This is a genomic window from Sphingobium sp. YR768 (assembly GCF_900111125.1).
Classification (GTDB): Bacteria; Pseudomonadota; Alphaproteobacteria; order Sphingomonadales; family Sphingomonadaceae; genus Sphingobium.
Genome location: NZ_FOGE01000009.1, coordinates 16,926 through 37,556 on the forward strand (window position 1 = coordinate 16,926; position 20,631 = coordinate 37,556).

Annotated in this window: 15 protein-coding genes; 9 read left to right on the plus strand and 6 right to left on the minus strand. The window is 65.0% G+C overall.

The features are described 5' to 3' along the window. Positions 1–35: 35 nt before the first annotated feature. Together rlmB and BMX92_RS12100 are read left to right on the plus strand one after the other, a co-directional pair. A complete protein-coding gene (rlmB, locus tag BMX92_RS12095; RefSeq protein WP_093016768.1) occupies positions 36–776 on the plus strand; it encodes a 23S rRNA (guanosine(2251)-2'-O)-methyltransferase RlmB in 741 nt (246 codons plus the stop codon). A 24-nt stretch (positions 777–800) separates the two neighbouring features. After that, positions 801–1,556: a hypothetical protein gene (locus BMX92_RS12100; protein WP_093016771.1), complete on the plus strand. Its 756-nt coding sequence runs from the start codon at positions 801–803 to the stop codon at positions 1,554–1,556. Positions 1,557–1,611: 55 nt separating this feature from the next. Here the strand turns inward: BMX92_RS12100 and BMX92_RS12105 are convergent, their stop codons facing one another. Beyond that, positions 1,612–1,929, minus strand: coding sequence for a 2Fe-2S iron-sulfur cluster-binding protein (locus tag BMX92_RS12105; RefSeq protein WP_093016773.1), 318 nt, complete (start codon positions 1,927–1,929; stop codon positions 1,612–1,614). Positions 1,930–2,007: 78 nt separating this feature from the next. Here BMX92_RS12105 and BMX92_RS12110 point away from each other — a divergent pair, with 78 nt between their 5' ends. Further along, positions 2,008–2,637 (plus strand): DNA-3-methyladenine glycosylase family protein, encoded by a 630-nt coding sequence (locus BMX92_RS12110; protein ID WP_093016775.1) that lies wholly within the window; start codon positions 2,008–2,010, stop codon positions 2,635–2,637. A 58-nt stretch (positions 2,638–2,695) separates the two neighbouring features. On the opposite strand, the gene BMX92_RS12115 is transcribed toward BMX92_RS12110, so the two are convergent. From BMX92_RS12115 to BMX92_RS12135, 5 genes are all read right to left on the minus strand, one after another. Further along, entirely contained in the window at positions 2,696–4,420 is a 1,725-nt protein-coding gene (locus BMX92_RS12115; RefSeq protein WP_093016777.1) for an acyl-CoA dehydrogenase family protein, read from the minus strand. Positions 4,421–4,574: 154 nt separating this feature from the next. Beyond that, positions 4,575–5,159, minus strand: a complete 585-nt coding sequence (locus BMX92_RS12120; RefSeq protein ID WP_093016992.1) for a TetR/AcrR family transcriptional regulator — start codon at positions 5,157–5,159, stop codon at positions 4,575–4,577. Positions 5,160–5,608: 449 nt separating this feature from the next. Then, complete coding sequence (locus BMX92_RS12125) at positions 5,609–6,538, minus strand: diguanylate cyclase (protein ID WP_093016779.1); 930 nt, start codon at positions 6,536–6,538, stop codon at positions 5,609–5,611. After that, positions 6,535–9,366, minus strand: coding sequence for a response regulator (locus tag BMX92_RS12130; RefSeq protein ID WP_093016781.1), 2,832 nt, complete (start codon positions 9,364–9,366; stop codon positions 6,535–6,537). The genes BMX92_RS12125 and BMX92_RS12130 overlap by 4 nt, the downstream gene beginning before the upstream one ends. Next, positions 9,363–9,785 (minus strand): hypothetical protein, encoded by a 423-nt coding sequence (locus BMX92_RS12135; RefSeq protein WP_143066783.1) that lies wholly within the window; start codon positions 9,783–9,785, stop codon positions 9,363–9,365. The genes BMX92_RS12130 and BMX92_RS12135 overlap by 4 nt, the downstream gene beginning before the upstream one ends. A 491-nt stretch (positions 9,786–10,276) precedes the next feature. Here BMX92_RS12135 and BMX92_RS12140 point away from each other — a divergent pair, with 491 nt between their 5' ends. From BMX92_RS12140 to BMX92_RS12165, 6 genes are read left to right on the plus strand one after another with little or no spacing between them, the layout of a single operon-like run. After that, positions 10,277–10,612 carry a hypothetical protein gene (locus tag BMX92_RS12140; RefSeq protein WP_093016785.1) on the plus strand — a complete coding sequence of 112 codons (336 nt, stop codon included), beginning with the start codon at positions 10,277–10,279 and terminating at the stop codon, positions 10,610–10,612. A 5-nt stretch (positions 10,613–10,617) separates the two neighbouring features. Then, positions 10,618–11,334: a cellulose synthase operon protein YhjQ/BcsQ gene (locus tag BMX92_RS12145; protein WP_093016787.1), complete on the plus strand. Its 717-nt coding sequence runs from the start codon at positions 10,618–10,620 to the stop codon at positions 11,332–11,334. Next, positions 11,331–15,716, plus strand: coding sequence for a UDP-forming cellulose synthase catalytic subunit (gene bcsA / locus BMX92_RS12150; protein ID WP_093016789.1), 4,386 nt, complete (start codon positions 11,331–11,333; stop codon positions 15,714–15,716). Before BMX92_RS12145 ends, bcsA begins: the two co-directional genes overlap by 4 nt. Continuing rightward, positions 15,713–19,075 (plus strand): cellulose biosynthesis protein BcsC, encoded by a 3,363-nt coding sequence (locus BMX92_RS12155; RefSeq protein ID WP_093016791.1) that lies wholly within the window; start codon positions 15,713–15,715, stop codon positions 19,073–19,075. The genes bcsA and BMX92_RS12155 overlap by 4 nt, the downstream gene beginning before the upstream one ends. Next, positions 19,072–19,536 (plus strand): cellulose biosynthesis protein BcsD, encoded by a 465-nt coding sequence (gene bcsD, locus BMX92_RS12160; RefSeq protein WP_093016793.1) that lies wholly within the window; start codon positions 19,072–19,074, stop codon positions 19,534–19,536. The genes BMX92_RS12155 and bcsD overlap by 4 nt, the downstream gene beginning before the upstream one ends. Then, on the plus strand, positions 19,526–20,599 hold the full coding sequence (locus BMX92_RS12165) for a glycosyl hydrolase family 8 (protein ID WP_093016795.1): 1,074 nt from the start codon (positions 19,526–19,528) through the stop codon (positions 20,597–20,599). The genes bcsD and BMX92_RS12165 overlap by 11 nt, the downstream gene beginning before the upstream one ends. The last annotated feature ends 32 nt before the right edge of the window (positions 20,600–20,631 follow it).

Consider the following 20,631-nt stretch of genomic DNA (forward strand, 5'->3'; position numbering starts at 1 on the left):
GCCTGTCAATGGGGTGATGTGAAAAGAGCGAAATCATGAAAAAGCCCAATCGCTCCACCAAGCCCAAGAGCGCCTTCCCGCGCTTCTATGGACGTCACGCCGTCATCGCGGCCCTTGCCAATCCCGACCGCATCGTGCGCAAGATCTGGGGCACGCGCGAAGCGCTGGGCCAGCTCGACCTGCCGCCGGTGCTGCCGATCGTCTATTCCGATGTCGCCGACATGGGCCGCATGGTGCCTTCCGACGCGCCGCATCAGGGCATCGTCGCCGAAGTCGAGCCGCTGGACGATGTCTGGCTGGGCGAGATTCTGGAACAGGGGCAGGATGACAAGCGGCCGATCCTGGTGCTGGATCAGGTGACGGACCCGCATAATGTGGGCGCGATCCTGCGTTCCGCCGCTGCGTTCGACGCGCTGTGCATCGTGACGCAGGACCGGCATGCGCCGCCCGAATCGGGTGTGCTGGCGCGTGCGGCATCGGGTGCGCTGGAAAGCGTGCCATGGGTGCGCGTGGTCAATCTGGCGCGCGCGCTCGAAGAGATTGCGGAAGCGGGCTATTGGCGAATCGGGCTGGATGGCGATGCCAACGCCACGCTGGGCGAGGCGATCGGCGAATCGCGCGTCGCGCTGGTGCTGGGCGCCGAGGGCGAAGGGCTGCGCCACAATACGATCGCCCATTGCGACATCATCGCCAAATTGCCGATCAGCCCGCGGATGGAGAGCCTGAACGTCTCCAACGCGGCGGCCATCGCGCTTTACGCCGCCACGACGCGGTAACAGCCGACAAGGGGGGAGAGGTTGATGCACCGTCTGTTTCGCAGCCTGAGCGCGCTGGCAGGCCTGCTCACCCTCTCCGCCTGTCTGGTGACGCCGGGCAAGTTCGAATCGAGCCTGGACATTCGCGCCGATCGCAGCTTCGCCTTTGCCTATAAGGGCGAGATATTGGCGTCCGACATGGACAGCGATGCTTTGTCCGGCACGACATCCTCCGGCGATGGCGACGGACAGGAGGGCGAAGCGAATGCCAGCCCGACGCTGATGCAGATCGCCGCCAAGGAAGAGGATTTCAGCGATCCCGACGCCAAGGATGACGCCGCGCAGATGCAGGCGATCGCCACGGCGCTGTCCAAGGAGAAAGGCTTCCGGTCGGCCCGCTATGTCGGCAATCACCGGTTCGAGATCGACTATGCGATCAATGGCCGACTGGACCACGCCTTCCTCTTCCCCTTCAACATCGACGCGCAGATCGTCCTGCCCTTCGTCGCGGTGGAAATGCGCGGTGCGGACCGGGTGCGCGTGAAGGCGCCGGGCTTCGCCAATGCATTCGACAAGAGCCATGGGATGGGCGGCATGGGCGGTTTAGGTGGAACGGGGGGCGGCAATGATGAGGCCGCCAAGGCGCTGAACGGCACCTTCACGCTGACCACGGATGCCGAGATCATCAGCGTGAATCAGGAAGAGGGTGCGGAAAGCGTGCCGCAGGGCAAGAAGATCGTCTGGACGGTTACGCCGATGACGAGCGAAGCGCCGATGGCGACGCTGCGGCTGAAGCCCTAGATTTCTATGCGCGGGCAGCAGGCCTTTGCCCCGCTGCCCGCGCAGATAGTCGGTGTCAGTCTTCCGGCGCGATGGTGACGCGCAGGCCGTCCATAGCGTCGTTCAGCACCAGCTGGCAGGACAGGCGGCTGCTCTCGTTGCGATGGTCGGAACTGTCGAGCAGATCATTCTCATCCTCGCTGAGCGGCGGCAGGATGTCGGCAAAGGCGGGATCGACATAAATATGGCAGGTGGCGCAGGAGCAGCAGCCGCCGCACAGGGCCAGCAATTCGTCGAAGCCATTGTCGCGAATGACCTCCATCACCGACAGGCCATTGTCGCCATCGACAGCCTGTTCCTCACCCGCACGGTTGACCACGATCAGTTTCGGCATTTATCCAGTCCCCTCGAATTTTTCTCCGCCGCTCTGAATGAGAGGGGCCCGGAAATCAAGGGGCACGGCGGAACAGTTATGGTGTCGACCACAGATCAATTACGCGCCAGCCTGGACGCGATCGCTCTGCTGGAGCCGGGCTTCGTCGCGGCGATCGGCCGGCTGGGCTATCCCGAACCGCGTGTGCGGGAACCGGGCTATGAAACGCTGCTGCGGACGATCGTGGGCCAGCAGGTGAGCGTCGCGTCGGCCGCGGCGGTGTGGCGCAAGCTGGAGGCGGAACTGGGGCTGGGCTGCGCGCCCGAAGCGCTGCTGACGCGCGATTTCGATAAGTTGCGGGCCTGTGGCCTGTCGCGGCAGAAGCAGGGCTATGCCCGCAGCCTGGCCGAACTGGTGGTGTCGGGCGCGCTCGACCTGCATGCTCTGCCGCAGGATGACGAGGCGGCGATCGCCCAGTTGATCCAGACCAAGGGGATCGGGCGCTGGTCGGCGGAAATCTATTTGCTGTTCGCCGAAGGGCGGCCCGATATCTGGCCGGCGGGCGATCTGGCGGTGCAGATCGCGATCGGCCAGATGCTGGGCCTGCCCGAAAGGCCGAGCGAGAAATTGACGCGGGAGGTGGCGGAAGCCTGGCGCCCGCATCGCGGCGCAGCGGCGATCATGGCCTGGCACCATTATAATGCTGGCGCGGATATGCTGAAGACCTGAGCGCTTGTTTGGAAAATGCGCGGAAAAGCGCATTTTCAAGGCCGCACCTGATGAGGCATCAGAAAGCGTCGGCTTCCAGCGCCATGGTGGTGGCCTTGCCGGCCGCGATGCTGTCGGCCAGCCCCTTTGCCTGCGGCAATATCCGCTCGGCGAAATAGGCGGCGACGCTGCGCTTGGCGCTGTGCAGCGGCGTGTCGTCCGTGGCGGCGGCGGCCATGCGGGTCCAAATCCAGCCCATGGCGACCAGCGCGAACAGGCGCAGATAATCGACCGCGACAGCGCCCGACGCATCGACATCCGCGCCGCGCAGGCCCGTCGTGACGTCGCGCAGCAGGGTTAGCGCATCCTTCGTGCGGCCACCGATAGCGCCATCGTCCAGATCGGCGGCGATCAGGTCGAAAAAGCTCTCCACTACGGCGCCACCGGCCATGGGCAGCTTGCGCCCGACCAGATCCATCGCCTGCACGCCGTTGGTGCCCTCGTAAATCTGGGCGATGCGGGCGTCGCGGACATATTGTTCCATGCCCCATTCGCGAATGTAGCCATGGCCGCCGAACACCTGCTGCGCGCGCACCGCGCTTTCGAAGCCGAAATCAGTGAAGGCGGCCTTTACGACCGGGGTCAGTAACGCCACCAGCGCATCGGCCTTCGCCCGCTCCGCCGCATCGGGATGGGCATGGGCGCGGTCGAGTTGCAGCGCGGTCCAGCCGGCCAGCGCCCGCCCCGCTTCCACAAAGGCGCGAATGTCGAGCAGCATGCGGCGCACATCGGCATGGTCGATGATCGCCACCGGCCCGCTTGCGCCATCGGCGCTGCGCCCCTGCAACCGGTCGCGCGCATAGCCGACCGCCTGCTGATAGGCGCCGCCAGCCACGCCCAGCCCCTGAATGCCGACCATCAGCCGTTCGGCATTCATCATGGTGAACATGGCGGCGAGGCCCCGATGCGCTTCGCCCACCAGCCATCCGGTCGCGCCGTCATAATGCATCACGCAAGTCGGCTGCGCATGGATGCCCATCTTCTTTTCCAGCGACCCCACCGACATGCCGTTGCGCAGGGTGAAGGCGCCGTCGGCGTCTAGCAGATATTTGGGGACGAGGAACAGGCTGATGCCCTTCACCCCGGCCGGAGCATCGGGCAGGCGCGCGAGGACGAGGTGAATGATATTGCCGCCGAAATCATGATCGCCCGACGAAATGAAAATCTTGGTCCCGGTGACAGCGTAGCTGCCTTCGTCATTGGGCACGGCCTTGGTCTTGAGCAGGGCCAGATCGGTGCCTGCGCTGCTTTCCGTCAGGGCCATGGCGCCGGTCCATTCGCCGCTGACCATCGGCGGCAACCAGGTCGCCTTCAGATCCTCGCTGGCATGGGCCATGATCGCTTCGCAGGCGCCGCGCGTCAGGCCGGGGAACAGGCCGAAGGACAGGTTGGTGGCGGACAGCATCTCGTCCAGCCAGAGTTGCAGGATGAAGGGCAGGCCCTGCCCGCCATAGGCCGGATCGGCCGATAGCGACGTCCAGCCCGCCTGCGCGAAATCGCGCCATGCCTCCGCAAAGCCGGTCGGGGTCTGCACCGCGCCGTCGACCAGTCGGCTGCCTTCCTCATCGCCATGGCGATTGAGCGGGTGGAGCCGTTCGGCGCACATGCGGCCGGCCTCTTCCAGCACCGCCGCCGCGAGGTCCGCATCCACATCCTTGCCGATATCCGCCATCGCCCCGTCGAAGCCGAGAACCTGCGTCAGCAGGAAGCGATAATCGTCGATCGGCGGCACATAGCTGAACATGGCAATCCTCTCCTGGTCTGTATGTTTTTTCTACACCAAACACCTGTTACAGTCAATTGAGGGGATGGTCGACAGGGTGCGAGCGTTGTTGGAGGGCGTTGCGCGCGTCCTTCGACAAGCTCAGGACGAACGGGGCTTGTTCAAACTGAATGGTTTATTCGTGTCGGAAGATAGCCATGATCTGCGCCGCCACCTGCGCCGGGGTCAGACGGCCAGGGCGATACCATTCCGCCGCGGAATTAAGCTGGGTCAGGAGCAGGTTGCGATAGAGGGAGCGGTCGATGGAGGGCGGCAGCGGCAGGTCCGCGACCAGGGCGCGAAACTGATCCTCGAACCGGTCGCGCCGGGCGAGCAATTGTTCGCGCACCGCAGTGGGCACTTCGCGGAAATCATTCATCATCGGGGTGGTGAGGGAATCCGGCGCAAGCTGGATGTCCAGCAGGGTCGAGCAGGCCGCCTCCAGCCGCGCCCAGGGATCATCCTGCGCGCTGACGGCCATGGCGATCAGGCGCGCGGCCCGATCGAGCGCGCTGTTGTGCAGGTCGACGAACAGCGCATCCTTCGACTTGATGTGGTGATAGAGCGAGCCGCCCAATATGCCCGCCTGTTCGCCGATGTCGCGCATGGACGTGCCACGATAGCCCTTGCGGGCGAAGAGCCGGGCGGCGATCGCCACGATCTGCTGGCGGCGGCTGCGCCCTTCCTCGATCGTGCCGGAAGCTATGCTGTCGTCTGTCATCGGCATGAGGGTAGCATAAGCGGAACGAAATGGGCCAGCCATGGGTGCATGGCTGGCCCGTGTCGCGGCTTTGAGGGGACGTTTTGACCGTCAATCCGTGCTTTTTAATCCTGGCGTTTTTCAAGAAAAACGCATGGACGCACAGTGACGCTCCCCAGGCTTACGCTCTGCCGCTCGCCCTCCCGCGGGCGATGGATGTCATCCTATCGTAATATGGCTGAGTCGTCTCGCCCCAAATGCGCGTTCGGCGCGGGATTGGCGCGGTTCGGCGTGTCAGGGTTGTTCCGGAAATAGGAAATGCCGCGCTTAACTTCGCATATGTCCCGCACGTTTCGACATGATATGTCGCGTGACGGAAATTATATATCCTACACCGCACGACCAGCCGCATCACAGGCCGGTCGCCATATTATCAGGACCAAGCCGCATAGGATAGGAAACGACGCCGGTCAGGTGCGACAATATGCCTCCCGCTGATCAAATTCGCTCATGGTGATCCGGTTTCGGCCTTCCTGCTTGCTGATATAAAGCTGGCGATCCGCTTCGGAAATCCAGTTTTCCGCCGACATGCCGGGCAGGCAGCGGGCGCTGGCGACGCCGATGCTGACGGTGATGAAGGGGCTGACCCGCGACTGTTCATGCGGGATGTTGAGCGACTGGATCTGGAGCAGGATTTCCTGCGCCACCAGCTCCGCCCCGTGCCGATCGGTGCCCGGCAGGATACAGGCAAACTCCTCCCCACCATAGCGGGCGGGCAGATCGGTCGCGCGCTTGACCGCGCGGGTCAGGGCGGCGGCGACCATCATGATGCAGCGGTCGCCCGCCGGATGGCCATAAGTGTCGTTGAACTGTTTGAAGAAATCGATGTCGAGCATGATGACCGACAGCCAGTCTTCCGAACGGGCCAGCCGGGCGCTTTCGGTCTGGAGCGCGCGTTCGAGGTGGCGGCGATTGCTGAGGCCGGTCAGCGCATCGGTGACGGCCAGCGTCGCCAGCTGATCGCGCAGGCGCTTCAATTCCACATGATTGCCCACGCGCGCCCGCAATATGGCCGGCTGGATCGGCTTTGTGACATAGTCGATCGCGCCGAGCGAAAGGCCGCGCATCTCATCTTCCGTATCACCCAGACCTGTGGTGAAGATGACCGGGATATCGACCATCAGCGGGTCGGCCTTGATCCGTCGGCAAACTTCGAAACCGTCAATGCCGGGCATCAGCACGTCGAGCAGGATCAGGTCGGGCTGGGCCGTGCGCGCCGCATCCAGCGCCTGTTGCCCGGAGGTGGCGAAGCAGACTTCATAATCATCTTCCAGCACCGCGTTCATGATCTCGATATTCGAGATTTCATCGTCGACGATGAGGATCGTGCCCTTGCTCATGAAATCACCCCCGTTCGTTCTTCGGGCCGGATGCTTTCGCCATCGATCAGCGCCAGCGCGGCTTCATAATCCAGTTTGTCCAGCGCCTGCTGCACAGGGTGGCTGGCGCGCTGATCATTGGGCAGGCCCAGTGCATCGGCGAAGCGGCCGAAGCTGGCGCGCGCGCCCAGGCTGCGGCGGCGCAGCAGATCGCGCAATTCATTGCGGGTCGCATCGATCGCGGCGGTATCGGCCGGCGCGATCGTGACGACGCTCGTCGCCTGCCCCCCGCCGGTCAGGCTGCGCGCCGCGACGATGGCAGGCGCGATGCTGCTGTCCAGTTCGGCGATCGCACCGCGCGCCTGATCGACTTCCCCGCCCGCCAGCATGCGTTCGATATCGGCGGCGATCGCCTGAACCTGCGGCAGTTCCAGCGACCCGGCCACGCCCTTCAGGCTGTGCGCCAGCCGCCGCGCGTCCGGCAGCATGCCGGTGCCGATCAGCACCCGCAATTCCCCGGCGACATCGGCATAGGTGCTGCCAAAGGTCACGATCAGCTTGCGCAGCAATGTCGCCTTCCCATTGACCCGCAGCAGCGCGCCCTGAATGTCGAAGGGCGGCAGGCTGTCGGGCAAGGCGCCGTCGGGCACTTTGACCTGGGCGACTGGCTGCGGCGCGGGCGCAGCGGCAGCGACCGGTTTCAGCCAGTGATTGAGCGTGCGCACCAGCCCAGCCGGATCGACCGGCTTGGCCACATGGTCGTTCATGCCGGCGGACAGGCAGCGCTGCTTTTCCTCCTCATAGGCATGGGCGGTCATGGCGATGATCGGCAGGCGGTCGGCCGACCAGCTTTCGCGGATGATCTTCGTCGCGGTGACGCCGTCCATTTCGGGCATCTGCACGTCCATCAGGACGGCGGCATAGCGGGCGCCATGGTCGCGCATCATGTCGCAGGCGATGCGGCCATTTTCGGCGCAATCGACCAGCAGCCCGGCGTCGCACAGCAATTCGGTCGCGATTTCGCGGTTGATCTCATTATCCTCGACCAGCAGGACATGCAGGCCGCGCAACGGCTCCGCCACCATCGGCAGCGCATCCGTCATGGGGGCGACGGTCACGACGGGCGCGACATCATCCTGCGCAAACACGTCGATGATCGTGTCGATCAGCGTCCTGGGCACGACCGGCTTGGTCAGGAAAGCCGCGATGTCGCCATCCTGCGCATGGTTCACGAAATCGTCGGCACCATAAGCCGTGACGATCAGCGTCTTGGGCCGGGCGCCCTGATATTGGGCGACGCGCATCTCCTCGACCACCTGCATCCCGTCCATGCCGGGCATCTTCCAGTCGAGCAGCACCAGTTCATAGGGTTTGCCGCCCTGATCGGCCGCGTCGATCGCGGCCAGCGCCTCATGCCCCGAAGCAACGAGATCGACATTCATGCCCCAGCCGGCGAACACATCATGCATGATCTGGCGCGAGGCAGGATTATCGTCCGCCGCCAGCACACGCAGGCGCCGGATCTGGTCGGGCAAGGGCGTTTCCAGCGCGACGAAGCTGTCTTCCAGCGCCATCTGGATGCGGCAGGTAAAGGTGCTGCCTTCGCCCACCTGGCTGTCGACGCGGATGCTGCCGCCCATCTGTTCGACGATCTGGCGGCAGATGGCGAGGCCAAGGCCCGTGCCGCCGAAGCGGCGCGTGGTGGAGCTGTCGGCCTGCGTAAAGGAATGGAACAGAGCGGCCTGCTGTTCGGGCGTCATGCCGATGCCGGTGTCGCGCACCGACAGTTCGAGCATGGCCTGCCCCTGTTGTTCGGAAACGAGGGCAACGCTGATCGTGACGCTGCCTTCCTCGGAGAATTTGACGGCGTTGCTCAGCAGGTTGAGCACCACCTGACAGAAGCGCATTTCATCCCCCACCAGCCGGTCGGGCACGGTGGGGGCAATGCGGGACACCAGCTTCACCTGCTTCGCCTCGGCATTGTCGGCGACCAGATGAATCTGGTTCTCGATCGCGCGGCGCAGGTTGAAGGGGTTGGATTCCAGCGTCAGCTTGCCCGCTTCATTCTTCGAGAAATCGAGAATGTCGTTGATCAGGCGCAGCAGCGACACGCCGGCCTGATTGATCTTGCCGACATAATCCTGCTGCTTGGGATCAAGATCGGTGCGCATCACCAGATGGCAGAAGCCCAATATGGCGTTCATCGGCGTGCGGATTTCATGGCTCATATTGGCCAGGAACATGCTCTTGGCGCGATTCGCTTCCTCCGCCTCGCGGGTGCGCTCCTCCAGCGCCGCATTCTTGGCCAATATCTCGTCGCCCATGCGCTGGTTGCGCTGGAAGCTTTCCACCAGCTTGTCGCTGAGCCACACCAGCACCGCCGTCTGGAAGGCGACGATGCCGGCATGGAGCAGCACCCGTTCCAGATTACCCTGCCCCGGAAACACCGCATAGGGCAGAAGATAGAGCAACAGCAGATGATGCGCCGCGGTGGCAGTGGCGGCGGCCAGGATCGCGCGCTTGTCGCACCAGGCGATGGTCAGCGCCAGCATGGCGAAGAAATACATGTGCATGTCCATCTGCCACGGATGGCCGCGCAGCAGGAACAGCAGGATCGCCGGTTCCCCGACCAGCGCGATGGCGGACAGGCAGCGGGTCGCCGGTGCGATCCCCTGCCGCCACCACATCAGATGATAGACCCCCGCCAGCAGCGCGCCCGCCGCAGCAGCCCCGATCGGCGAATGGCCGGTCAGCAGGGCGACGGTGGCGAGCAACGGCACATGCGCCCAGAAGAGCGGCACGAGGAACCGGCCGAAATGATAACGCAACGTATCGAGTTCGATGGTCATAGGCTCTGTTCCCGTGTGGAGGGGTCGAGGCATCCGCCGCGCGGTGGCGCTGCGACGGCCAGCCAGGCGCCTGCTTTGCGCAGGGCGGCGGGGAAATCGGGCCGGTCGGACCCGGCGATGACGATGTTGGAGAAACGGCCCGCCTGCACCAGCCGACCATCGGCCGCGCTGACGAGGTTGACGGTCTGGGCCAATGTGGACCCCGGCGCGGCGATGACGAGATACCAGCCCGAATCCCGCCCGTCATAGAGGGAAGCGATACCCAGCCCGATCAGGCCGACGAACAGCAGCAGGATGGCAGGAAGATAGACGAACAAGCGCTCGCCCCGCCTGCGCTGTACCGCAACAGACTGGCTCTCTGCCCCCATCCGCGAGGAGGAGAGGACCTTGATATGGAATCGGGCCTGTTCCTGTCTCATGCCTGCATGATGACCAGAAGAGGGTTTTATATTGGTTAATCGAACCTAATTATCGTGCGACGAACCGTGACAACATGCGCCTGGGCATTGATATCCTTGCGAAAGTTCATAAGCGGCGAATGGGGGCAAGCGATCGCCCATGATGGGCGCGCAAAACAACTCCAATGCATGATGCGGCCGACTGGAAAGACAGGATTCGCCGATCAATGCTGATCAGGCAGATGCATGAATCACCCCTGTAATAGACGGGTAAAAACTTGGCCTTTTCTGAACTTTATCAACCATCATCCAGAAATGAAGGCCATCCGGCGATATCGTTTCGAATGTGAAATATTATCGCGACATTCGGTTTTTCTTCTTTCCCGTCAATGGGAAGGCGCAATCACGACCCCGCGCCGCCGCATCAATGACCGCCGCGAAAGACAGGCTTAAAATTTTGTTAGGCATTGAAGGATAGCAAATTGCGTGGGCCAGCCACTCAAGGAGCCATCATGCGCGCTGACACGACCAGCCTTCTCCAACGCCTCGGGCAAAAGGATTTTCGCTATCGCGAATTTCATGACGCCTTTGCGGACATGGAGCTGTGGCCGATTTTCGAAGCCTTGCTGGCGGACGAACGGGTGGTCGGCAGGCCGATGTCGGCGCTGGCCGAAAAGGAAGCCGCGATGCGCGCCAGCGAGGCGAAGCACTATGCGCCCGCCGCTCGCCCGGCCGACAGTCCGGATATGTTTTCGCGTTACGCCGAGCCCGGCCCTGCCGCAGCGAGCCGCCCCGGCGACGATCTGCGCGGCTTTCTGGGCCAGCTATCCTCCAAGAATTCGGGGTAGAGATCATGCCGCTTCTGCTTTGCCATTCGCCCAAGGGCGGTGTGGGCACCAGCTTCATCGCCGCACAGCTTGCCATCGCGCTGGCCGAGCGCGGGCATGAGGTGACGGCGCTCGACTTCACCTTCCAGGATTCGCTGAAGCTCTATTTCGGGCTGTTGCCCGCGCAGCCGCTGCCCAACATGGTGACCCATGTCGGCGAAGCGACGGTGGTGTCCGGGGTCGAATTGCTGGCGGCCCATGAGCTGGGCAGCGATCCGGGCTTTCGCAAGCGGCTGAATGCCGACGCCGCCTCCCCCTTTGCCGGGGACCGATTCTATATCGCGGATCTGGCGGCGGGCGACCGGGAGACGAAGGACCTGCTGCTGCCCCATGCGCTGCTGCATATCTGCGTGATGGACCCGCGCCCCGGATCGCTGGTCGCGCTGTCCAAGGTGCAGCCGGGCACGCCGACGATCGAATTGCAGAATACCGCCTTCATCCTGAACCAGCTGGACGACACGCATCGGCTATCGCGCCATTCGCACATCTTTCTGCGCGAACTGGTCGGCGACCGGCTGATCGGGACGGTCCGCCGGGACGAAGCCGTCAATGAAGCCGCCGCGATGTTCGAGCCGATCGGCCGCTTCGCGCCCGCCAGCGTGGCGCTGGCCGACCTTGCCAAGCTGGCGATCGCGGTGGAACGCCGCTGTGGTCTGGGGCTGACGCCGGAGGCGCAGTCATGAGCCGCCTGTGGCAATGGATGAGCGGACCGGGGCTGATTGCTCTGGCCGTGCTGCTGGCGGTATTGGCCGTCACCGTCCCGCTGAGCCTGTCGGCCCAGTGGGGTTTCGCGTTCCTGACCATTGCCGGTGGCGTCGTGCTGGGCCGGATCGGCACGCGCCGCGCGCTGCTGACGCTGGCGATCCTGTCGATCATCGTGTCGACCCGCTATATGTTCTGGCGCACCACGGCGACGCTGGAATTCGGCACATTCCTGGAATTCATGCTGGGCAGCGGGCTGTATCTGGCCGAATGCTATGCCTGGTTGATCCTGATCCTGGGCTTCCTGCAGACGGCATGGCCTCTGAAGCGCCAGATCGTGGAAATTCAGGGCGAGCCGGACCAGTGGCCCTTCGTCGACGTCTATATCCCCACCTATAATGAAAGCCTGTCGATCGTCCGCAACACCGTGTTCGCGGCGATGGACATGGACTATCCGGCCGACCGGTTCCGCGTCTTCATTCTGGACGATGGCCGTCGACCCGAATTTCAGGCCTTCGCGCGACAGGCCGGTTGCGGCTACCTGACCCGTGGCGACAATCTGCACGCCAAGGCGGGCAATCTGAACGCCGCGATGAAGAAGACCAACGGGTCGCTGATCGCGATCTTCGATTGCGACCATGTGCCCACGCGCGCCTTCCTCCAGATGACGGTCGGCTGGTTCCAGCGCGATGCGCAACTGGCGCTGATGCAGACGCCGCACCATTTCTATTCGCAGGACCCCGCCCAGCGCAATCTGGGCACGGTGCGCGACCTGCCGGGCGAAGGCGACCTTTTCTACGGCGCGGTCCAGTCGGGCAACGACCTGTGGAACGCGACCTTCTTCTGCGGTTCCTGTGCAGTCATCCGCCGCGAGGCGCTGATGCAGACCAACGGTTTTGCCGGCGAGACAGTGACGGAAGACGCGCATACCGCGCTGAAGCTGCAACGCATGGGGTGGAACACCGCCTATATCGGCGCGCGCCTGTCCGCCGGCCTCGCCACCGAGCGACTGGTCGTGCATATCGGCCAGCGCATCCGCTGGGCGCGCGGCATGACGCAGATCTTCCGCATCGACAATCCGTTGCTGGGGCGCGGCCTGAACTGGCAGCAGCGCTTTTGCTACCTGAACGCGATGCTGCATTTCCAGTTTCCGCTGCCGCGGATCGTGTTCCTGACCAGCCCCCTCGCCTATCTCGTCTTTGGCCAGAACATCATCCATGCGTCGGCATCGATGATCTTCGCCTATGCGCTGCCGCATCTTTATTGTTCGATGGCGTCGGGCGCGATCACGCAGGGCGGCGACCGCCGTCCCTTCTGGGGCGAAATCTACGAAACCATCCTGGCCTTCCATCTGGTCAAGCCGACGGTGGTGACGCTGTTCCAGCCGCGCAAGGGCAAGTTCAACGTGACCGACAAGGGCAGCACGCTGGACCAGACCTATTTCGATTTCGCCACCGTGCGGCCGCACCTGATCTGCATCGCGCTGATGCTGGCGGGGATCATCATCGGCTTCGTCAAGCTGTTCTTCTTTTCCCACCTGTTCAACATTCAGGGGGACTCGCTGACGCTGAACGTCATCTGGGCGGTATTCAGCCTGATCATCCTGATCGCGGCCGTCTCCGTCGCGCGCGAAACGCGCCAGACCCGCGAGCATATCCGCATCGATTCGCAACTGCCGGTCACCCTCTACATGCAGGACGGCTATGTGATCGAGGCGTGCACCACCAACATTTCCATGGGTGGCGTCGCCATCACCATCCCCAAGGATTTTTCGATGCGCGACCGGCAGGTTTCCCACATCTCGCTGCCCATGGGCGACGAGACGCTGACCATTCCGGTCGACACCGTACGACTGGACCGGGGCGAAGCCAGCCTGCGGTTCCGGCCGCTGGACACCACCCTTTCGCGCCAACTGGTGCGGGCCGTACTGGGCCGGGCCGACGCCTGGGAACCATCCGCCCCGCGCAAGCCGGTATCCACCCTCCGATCGTTGCTGGACATCATCATCGTGGACATGGTCACGCTCAAGCGCATCTTCTTCCTCAACCGCACGGAACGGCGCGATCATAAGCGCCAGATCGCCGCCGCGAAGGCAGAGGCCGCCAAGGCAAGCGCCGGCAAGGCCGTGGCGAAGGCGGCGGCGATCGCCGCGCTGATCGCCCTGCCCTTCGCCAACGCGCCGCAGGTCCGTGCGCAGCCCGCCCCCACCGCTGCGCCTGCCGCAGCGTCGGCGGCGAGCGGCGTGCGCAACCAGCGACTGAGCTTCCGCGATCTCCAGCTCAAGACGCCGATCCGGCTGGCCGGTACGCGCGGCGAAATCGGCATCCCGTTCGGTCTGCGCCGCAACGAGGTGGTGACCGACGCCGCGCTGACGCTGAATTTCGCCTGGTCGCCCGCGCTGCTCGGCGATCTCAGCCAACTGGTCGTCATGCTGAACGGCGAAGTGGTGCGCACCATTCCCCTGCCGTCATCCGAATCGGCGGGCCAGAATATCCGCATTCCGGTCAATCCCGCTTTGTTCCTGCCCGGCGACAACCAGCTGAACCTGCGTCTGGTGGGCCATTATGCCCGCGATTGCGAAGACCCGTTCCACAGCTCGCTCTGGGCCAATATCAGCAATGTGCGCTCCTGGTTCGACATGACGATCCAGACGCTGCCGTTGCAGCCTGATCTGGGCCGTCTGCCCGCGCCCTTCTTTGACAAGAGCGACAATCTGCCGCTGCGCCTGCCCTTCATCTTCGCCGGGTCGCCCCGCGCGAACGAGCTGGAGGCGGCCGCCAGCATCTCTTCCTGGTTCGGCAGTCTCGCCAGCTATCGCGGCTTCAGCTTCAAGCCGGTCTACAACCAGATCCCGCAGGGCAATGCGATCATCTTCGCCACGCCCGACCGGCCGATCGCCGGCCTGCCGCTGACCTTCACCGGCCCCAGCGCCGCCGTGATCCGCAATCCGCGCGACAATTTCGGCGAACTGCTGGTGATCATGGGCCGCAACGGGCAGGAACTGAAGCTGGCCGCCGCCGCACTGGCCAGTGGCCGGGGCCTGTTCGGCGGGCAGAAGATGGGCTTCGACGGGGTGCGCATCCCGACCTATGCCCGCTATGCCGCGCCGCGCTGGCTGCGCACCGATCGTGCGGTGCAGCTGGGCGAGATCATGGACGCCAATGCGTTGCAGGGCATGGGTCTGCCGCCCGGTCCGCTGTCCGCCCGCTTCCGCGTGGCGCCCGACCTGTTCTTCTGGCCGCGTCAGGGCGGCACGCTGGACATGAACTATCGCTATCCGTCCGCCCCCTGGCTGGACAAGCGGGCGTCGCGCCTCGACGTGTCGATCAACAGCCAGTATCTGCGCAGCCTGCCGCTGGGCGGGGCAAGCTGGTGGGAGCAGCTGATCGGCAAGACGGGCGCCAGCTCGCAGGACAGCAATGCGTCCATCGTACTGCCGCGCTACAATCTGTTCGGCCAGAACGAGCTGATCTTCGACTATAATCTGATCATCGCCGACAAGAAGAAGTGCCAAGGCACGTTGCCCGACAATGTCCGCGTATCGGTGCGGCCGACCAGCAAGATCGACCTGAGCCGCGCTTACCATGCGCTGCACATGCCCGATCTGGCGACCTTTGCCGGTGCCGGCTATCCCTTCACCATCCGCCCCGATCTGGGCGAGACGACGGTGCTGATGGGCGAACGTCCGTCGACCGGCGCGGTCGAAGCCTTCCTGATGCTGATGGGCCGGTTCGGCGACTCGACTGGTGCTGCCGCAACGGCCGTCACCGTGTCCAACGCGGTCGAGCCGGACCGGCTGGGCGGGCGCGACATATTGGTGATCGGCGCCAGCAGCGTGGCGGGTTCCGGCCAGCTTTTCGGCGGGGCCCCGGTCCGCTATGAAAATGGCCGGCTGGACGTGACGGAATCGACCCCGGTCGATCGCATCTTCGGCTTCTTCTCGCCCTTCGAACGGTCGAGCCATGACGAGGTCGCACAATTCTTCGCCGCGACATCGGGCTTCAGCGGCGTCACCGGTTTCGAATCGCCGTTCGAGCGCGGCCGCAGCGTGGTGGCGGTGCTGGCCGATGATCCGGGCACCCTGCCGCAACTGGTGAGCGGCATGGCCGACACCCGGATCAACGCCCAGATCCAGGGCGACCTGTCGGTCGTCAATGGCGACGGGATGAGCAGCTTTGCGGTCGGGTCGGGCTATTGGGTGGGCTATCTGCCCTTCTGGATGAAGGCGGCATACTGGCTAAGCCAGCGTCCGTTGCTGATGGCCGCCTGTGGCCTGCTCGCGGCGCTGATCCTGACAGGTCCGCTCTATCTCTATCTCAGCCGACAGCAACGCCGCCGGCTGGGCGAGTCGGAGGAAGCATGATGCGTAAGCTGTGGCTTCTGGTCGGCTGCGCCGGCCCGGCCCTATCTCTGGCGACACCCGTACTGGCCGAAGTGCCGGGTGTGGCGGCGCTGGTGGAACAGGGACGCTATTGGCAGGGCAAGGGACGGCAGGATCTGGCCAATCAGGCCTTCCGCCGCGCCCTGACGCTGGACCCGAACAGTGCGGCCGCCCGCGCTGCGCTGGCAGGGCCGCCGCGCAAGGCGGCAACGCCCAAGCCGGTAGCCGCCGCGCCGACGCCGCAGCCGGTTCGTGCCGCTGCAACGCCAGCGCCTGCCCGGACCTGGCAGCCCTCGCCCGCACCCCGCGCGGTCCAGCCGAGCGCCCCGGCGCAGCGTGGCGGATCGTCCCGCGCGGCGGGTTTCAAGGCGCTGGATGACGGCAATCTGGCCGAGGCGGAGCGCGATTTCCAGCGCGCCGTCGCCGCCAACAGCCGCGACGCCGATGCGCAGGGCGGGCTTGGCCTCGTCCGGCTGCGGCAGGGCAATTTCGCCGAGGCGCGCGACCGGCTGGAGCAGGCATCGCGTCTGGGCAATGCCGCGCAATGGAATGAGGCGCTTCAGTCCGCCCGCTTCTTTGCCGGGCTTGGCGAAGCGCGCGCGGCGCTGGCGCAGAACCGGCTGAGCGAAGCGCAGAACACGGCCGAACAATTGATGCGGTCTGGCTATCCGCAGCGGGGACCGGCGATCGAACTGCTGGCCAGCATCTATGAAAAGCAGGGCCGCTATGCCGATGCGGCGGACCTGTATCGGCAGGCCAAGGAAAATGGCAGCCAGAACGACACCCGTCTGGCGAGCCGCGCGGCGCGCGCCAAGGCGCTGGCCGCCGCCGCCAATGGCGACGAGATCGGGGCGGAACAGGCGTTCCATTCCGGCCTGTTGCTGGGCCAGAATGATCCGTGGATCCGGCTGGAATTTGCGCGTTACCTGCTGGCGCGGGGGCGTGGTTCGGAAGTGGAATCGCTGCTGTCGTCGCTGTCCAGCTCCAGCGATCCCGACTGGCTTTATGCCGGGGCGCTGCTGAACGCGGAGATGGGTCGCGATCCTGCCGCCGAAGCGCTGATCGGGCGCATCCCGGAGATGCAGCGGACCGAGCAGATGCGCAATTTCGCGGTCGGGCTGAAGATCGATGCCGCGGTCGAGCGGGCCAAGGCGCTGGGTGCGCAGGGCCGTCAGGCCGAAGGCTTGTCGGCGGTGCGGCAACTGGCGGCGACGCCGGGGCTGGATGCCGCGCGGCAGGCGAGCCTGGCCGATGCGCTGTACGAACTGGGCGACCGGGAGGGGGCTGCGTCGCTGGCGCAGCAGGCGATGTCGGGCGAGATCAGCGATCCGCAGGCCTATGAACCGATCGTACGGGTGCTGGCCAAGACCGGCCGGGACGCCTTTGCCACGGCGGCGATCCAGCGGGCCGGGCAACTGGCCGGGCCGTCCGCCGAAGGGCAGAAGGTCATGGCGCGGATGAACGGCGTGATGGCGGCGTCTCAGGCCGACCGGATGCGTCTGGCGGGGCAGAATGCCGCTGCGTTCGACCTGCTGCAATCGGCCTGGAACGCAGCGCCGGGCAATCAGGAAGTGCTGGGCGCGCTGGCCCGCCTCTATCAGTCGGGCGGAATGCCGGCGCAGGCGGCGCAGACCTATCAGATGCTGCTGGCCCAGTCGCCGACCGACCGGGGGGCCACGATGGGCCTGATCGAAACGGCGGGGGCGGCGGGCGACCGGGAACTGGCCCGGCGGACGATGGACCGCGCCTTGCAGGCCAATCCCAATGATTATGAAATCTACATGGCGGCGGCGCGGATGGAGAAAGCGCGCGGCGATGATGGCGCGGCCGTGCGTTATCTCAAGCGCGCGCAGGAACTCTATACGCGCCGCAGCGGGGCGGCCGGGACGCTGACCAGCGCCAATCCGTTCGCCACGACGGTTTCGGGCAATAATCCGTTCCGCAACCAGCAGGCGTCGGCCGTGGCCGCGCCGATGGCCAATCCCTTTGCGCTGAGCGGCAGTTCACGCCTGCCCGCTACGTCGGCGCCGATCGCGCCGGCCAATAGCGGCTATGGCTATGCCGCGCCGAGCCAGCCCTTCCCCACCGGCGGCACGCCGTCGGCCCCGATGGCCGGTGGCGGGAGCGGCAATATCGGCTCTTCTGCTTATGCGGATGCGAGTGGCGGCCCGGCAGGCGATCCGGTGCTGGGGCGCATCCAGTCCGAAATCAGCCAGCTGACCCGCGAATCCGGGCCGCGTGCGGACCTGAACACCGGCTATCGCGAGCGGTCGGGTGAAACCGGGCTGAGCGCGCTGCGCGAAATGACCGGCACCGCGCAAGTGTCGACCGGGCTTGGCAATGGCCGCATCTCCGCCAAGGCGCAGGCCGTGGCGCTGGATGCCGGCCGCCCGACCGGATCGGGTCTGGCGCGCTTCGGCCGCAACGGCACCGCCGAAGCCGAAGCCATCGTCGCCGAAGAGGAATCGGCGCTGACGCAAGCGAAGACGCAGCATGCGTCCGGCGTCGCTTTGTCGGCCGCCTATGAAACGCCGCTGCTGAAGCTGGAGCTGGGCACGACCCCGCTGGGCTTTGAGGATACGCAGGTGACATGGCAGGCGGCGCTCACCCCGCGCTTCTCGCCCTATACCACCGCGCGCATATGGGTGGAGCGCAAGCCGGTGACCGACAGCGTGGTCGCCTATGCCGGCACGCGCGATCCGGTGACGGGCGATCGCTGGGGTCAGGTGATGCGCACCGGCGGCGGCGTCTCCTTCTCTTATGATCGGGACGGCGCGGGCATTTATGGCGACTTCGCCTATAATCGCTATGCTGGCGTGAACGTGCCCAACAATCGCAGTTTCCAGGCGAATGTCGGCGGCTACCTGCCCTTCTATCGCGGCGATCGTTCGTCGGTGACGGGCGGCGTGAACGTCAATTATCAGGATTATGACAACAACCAGAACTTCTTCACCTATGGTCATGGCGGCTATTTCAGCCCGCAGAACTTCTTCAGCGTGAGCTTCCCCGTCCGGTACAGCTTTACCGACGACCGGATGGAAATTCGCGCGGGTGTGGCGCCGGGCTATCAAAGCTATTATCAGGAGCAGGTGGGGCTTTATCCCACCGATCCGACCGCGCAGGCGGCGCTGGACGCGCTCAAGGCACAGAATAGCGATGTGCGGTCCTATTATGATAGTATCAGCAAGACCGGTTTCGCCCTGTCGGCCGATGGCTCCTTCTATTATCGTGTGAGCCCGAGCACGCGGGTCGGCGGCGAAATCAGCAAGAATACTTTCGGCAGCTATGACGAGTTCAAGTCGATGATCGGCATCAAGCAATCCCTGGGGGGCTCGCAATGATTGAAGACGCTACGAAATTCACGACGCAGGCGCCCCCGGCCGATCGCGCGGACGACGCCGAACTGCTGGTGTCGCTGATCAGCGCGGAGATTTTCGCCACCGCGTCCAGCGCGCAGGCGGAAGGATTTTTCACATCGGTCGGCCACCGACTCGCGGCCATCGTCGCGATGGACGATGTCCATGACCTCCATGGGCTGACGACGCGGATCAATGCGCTGTGGCAGGCGTTGGGCTGGGGCGAGGTGTGGATGGACGTGCAGGGCAATGGCATAGTGGTGCATCATCACGGGCTGCCGCGCGGGTGGAATACCGATGCCAGCGGGCATTGGCCGGTCGTCTTGCGCACCCTGCTGACCAGCGCCTATGATCGCTGGTTCCGGGTGCTGGGCAGCGGCAACAGCCTGCGCACCACCGTGCTGCGCGCATCGGAGGAGGCGTTGGAACTATATCATGGGGTTTGACCGGCGCACCCTGCTGATCGGCATGGGACTGACTTTGGCGACAGCCTGCGCCCGCGCGGAAAAGCGGGGCGAAAACCGGACGGAGAAGCAGAGCGGCAGCCGGTCGGCCAGGCCGATCGAAAAGCGGAGGGAAACGGCGGTGACCGGCGGCGTCGACTGGCCCAGTTTCAAGGCGTCCTTCCTGGACCCCATCGGGCGCGTGGTCGACAATGGCAATGGCGGCGTCAGCCATAGCGAAGGGCAGAGCTATGGCCTGCTGCTGGCGGTGTGGAATGACGATCAGCCCGTATTCGACACGCTATGGAAATGGACGGAAAGCACGCTGGCGCATCAGGATATGGCGCTGTTTTCCTGGCGCTATGATCCGCGTGCCGCGATCCCGGTGAACGATCCCAACAATGCCACCGACGGTGACATCGCCATCGCCTGGGCATTGGCGCAGGCGGCGCGCAAATGGCGCAACCCCGCTTATGCGCAGCGATCGAGCGCGATCCGGCAAGCGATCCGGTCCAGACTGGTAATCGAGCGGTTCGGGCGGCAATTGCTGTTGCCCGGCCTCAACGGCTTTAATGGCGAGCCCAATGCCACGCTGAACCCATCCTATTATCTGTGGCCCGCGCTGGACGCCTTCCGCGATCTGGACGGGGACGCAGCCTGGGGCAAGATCATCGGCGATGGCGAGGCGCTGATGGAAAAGGCGCGGTTCGGGCCGCTGGCGCTGCCGACCGACTGGATCGACGTGACCGGCCATGACAGCGTGATGCCCGCCGCCGGGCGCCCTGCCCGCTTCGGCTTCGACGCGATCCGCGTGCCGCTCTATGCGCAGGCCGGGCGGCGGACCGAACTGGTCGCGCCGATCCGGCAATATTGGCAGGGCTATACCGGCAATCACCAGCCGATCCCGGCCTGGGTCGACGTGCAATCGGGCGAAGTCGCCCCCTATGCCCTGTCCGCCGGTGGCGCGGCGATCGCGGCGAACATATTGGGCGGCAGCGCGCCGGACCGGCTGTCGACAGACTATTTCGCCGCCTCGCTCCAGATGCTGGCGGCGCATCTGAAATAGAGTGACGGGATAAAGAGCACTTGGCAAAGCGC